The sequence below is a fragment of the Lactobacillus helveticus DSM 20075 = CGMCC 1.1877 genome (assembly GCF_000160855.1).
In the GTDB taxonomy this organism is placed as follows: Bacteria; Bacillota; Bacilli; order Lactobacillales; family Lactobacillaceae; genus Lactobacillus; species Lactobacillus helveticus.
The window spans coordinates 29,857-32,608 of sequence record NZ_GG700760.1 but is presented as its reverse complement, the minus strand read 5'-3'; the positions used below and the strand labels follow the sequence as shown (position 1 = coordinate 32,608).

1 protein-coding gene and 1 pseudogene are annotated in these 2,752 nt (G+C 38.8%); one reads left to right on the top strand and one right to left on the bottom strand.

Annotation, left to right across the window (positions count from 1 at the left end; all coding sequences use genetic code 11):
- Window positions 1–41 precede the first annotated feature (41 nt).
- Window positions 42–1,646: pseudogene (locus tag HMPREF0518_RS08605) on the bottom strand (ATP-binding cassette domain-containing protein).
- Between the two features lie 121 nt (window positions 1,647–1,767).
- Between HMPREF0518_RS08605 and HMPREF0518_RS08600 the strand changes: the two are divergent.
- Complete coding sequence (locus HMPREF0518_RS08600) at window positions 1,768–2,682, top strand: prolyl aminopeptidase (RefSeq protein ID WP_003627833.1); 915 nt, start codon at window positions 1,768–1,770, stop codon at window positions 2,680–2,682.
- Window positions 2,683–2,752: the final 70 nt, after the last annotated feature.

Sequence of the window (2,752 nt, the reverse complement as noted above, 5' to 3'; positions counted from 1 at the left end):
TTTATATAATTGAATGCATGAAAATAAGGGATTTTCATCCCTTACATCTTAGTTTCAACCGTATGCTTATCCAAATGAATAATCACATCAAACATAGCCTTTTCTTCTGGAGAAATCTTGTGGGCTACTTCTAGCACCGCTACCTTCGGATTCTTAAGCAACGTCTCATGAATATCCAATGACAATTTAGGATCAAGTGCACTCGTTGCTTCATCTGCTAGCAAAATTGGTCTGCCAGACAAAAGCGCACGCGCAATTTCTACTCTCTGAATCTGACCACCAGAAAGTTCGCTACCGTTTTCACCAACTTGCTTGTCTAAGCCCTGTTCTTTAACCAGCTCATCAAGTCCTGCCTCATGAATCACTTGCTTCAATTGCTCATCACTAACTTGTCTTCCTAAGGTGATATTAAAACGAAGCGTATCATCAAACATAAACGGCTTTTGGTTAACGTATGAATAGTAGTTATGGGCTGCATCCCAATTACCCATTACATTTTTGCCATTCAGTAAAATCTTACCCTTCTTCGGCCGCTTCAATCCTAAGAGCAATCTAAGCAAAGTCGTCTTACCCCAGCCACTTGGAGCCATAAGCAAAACTTTTTCACCAGGCTTAATCTGCAGACTTACCCCATCAAAAATCTGTTTATGATCACTGCCAGTTACATAAGACAGGTCATTAACTTCCATGCCTTAAAAATGATCGATCTTCTGCTTGTCATTCTTCATGACATGCTTCAAGGCAACTTGTGTCTTTTCCCACATTGGAACGGTCGACTTAACTTGGTTGAATTCGTTAAAAAGCGTAACAACTGGCGTGATAAAGTTCATCGACAAATCAGCCATCATGACCAAGGTGCCAACCTTTAAATTGCCTTGCATCATCAATATACCACCAATGGTACATGGAATAATGAAACAGAAAAGCTCTGCTGCAGAATAGATCAATTCCAATGCCCAAGCTTGGGTTAAAGTCATGTTTCTCAAAGCGTTTTCCATTTGTTGGGCCGCATTTGCTGCACGCGTAATGATATTTGTGCGCACGTTATACAGTTTAGTTGCTTGCGCACCATTTAATGAATCAGAAACATGCTGAGTATAGTTAGCATTAGTCTGGGCCCAGATCTTAGACTTTTTCGTAATGATTGGGCTAGTAATAATTTGCACAACTGCTGGTGCAATCGTTGCTACAACAAATACTAATGTCATCTGCCATGAACTGTAAAAGGCAAAACCAATCGCACCAATAAATGACAAACCTTGAAAAATCATGTCTAATTGAGCAGTAACACGGTTAGTTTCAATCTGCTTCAAATCATTCGTCATCAGTGACAAACCACTTTTAATATCTGGGTCCCCCTGATCAACCAGATATCGAAGATTTGCTCTCTTCAAAGTCATGTTCACATCACGAATGATTCCCATCTTAACCGTTTCATACACAAAGTTGCTGGCCATAAAACACATTTGTCCCAGAGCGGTCAATAAAGCTAATCTAACTAAATGCATGTAATCATGAGAACCAGACGAAGCAACGTTCAACATGATTTCAATCATATAGGCAACAAAGACAATGTTGCAGGCTTTAATTGCAGCTAAAATGGTGTAAGTAATCAGTTGGCTTTTCTTAGCGTATTTAAGACTCATATAGCCCCCTTTTCTTTTTATTAAAATCATTATACCCGCTATCTTGCCTTTTTCTCAATCTGATACAATAATTAAAGTATCTTAACATTATTTTTAAACATAGAAAAGAAAGGATTTTTTAATGAAAACTGGTACTAAAATCATTACTTTAGACAACGGTTATCACTTGTGGACTAACACTCAAGGCGAAGGTGATATCCACTTATTAGCACTTCATGGTGGTCCCGGCGGCAATCACGAATACTGGGAAGATACTGCTGAACAATTGAAGAAGCAAGGTCTTAACGTTCAAGTTACCATGTATGACCAACTTGGTTCTCTTTATTCAGATCAACCTGATTATTCTGATCCAGAAATTGCTAAGAAGTATTTAACTTATGAATACTTCTTAGACGAAGTTGATGAAGTGCGTGAAAAGCTTGGCCTTGATAACTTTTACTTAATCGGTCAAAGCTGGGGCGGACTTCTTGTTCAAGAATACGCAGTTAAATATGGTCAACATTTAAAGGGTGCCATCATTTCATCCATGGTTGATGAAATTGATGAATATGTTGCTTCAGTTAACAGAAGACGTCAGGAAGTTTTGCCACAGACTGAGATCGACTTTATGCACGAATGCGAAAAAAACAATGACTACGACAACCAACGTTACCAAGATGACGTTCAAATCTTGAACATCAACTTCGTTGACCGTAAGCAACCTTCTAAGCTTTACCATTTGAAGGACATCGGTGGCAGCGCTGTTTACCACGCATTCCAAGGCGACAACGAATTCGTCATTACTGGTAAGTTGAAGGATTGGCACTTTAGAGATCAATTGAAGAACATCAAGGTTCCTACTTTGCTTACCTTCGGTGAAAATGAAACTATGCCAATTTCTACTGCTAAGATCATGCAAAAGGAAATTCCTAACTCACGCTTGGTTACTACTCCAGATGGTGGTCACCACCACATGGTCGATAACCCGGACGTCTACTATAAGCACTTAGCTGATTTCATTCGTGAAGTTGAAAACGGCACTTTTAAAGGTGAATAAAGATTGAAAAGAAGTCCAATTAGGGCTTCTTTTTTCTCCCTAATATGCTAGAATTATAAAAATTTAATAT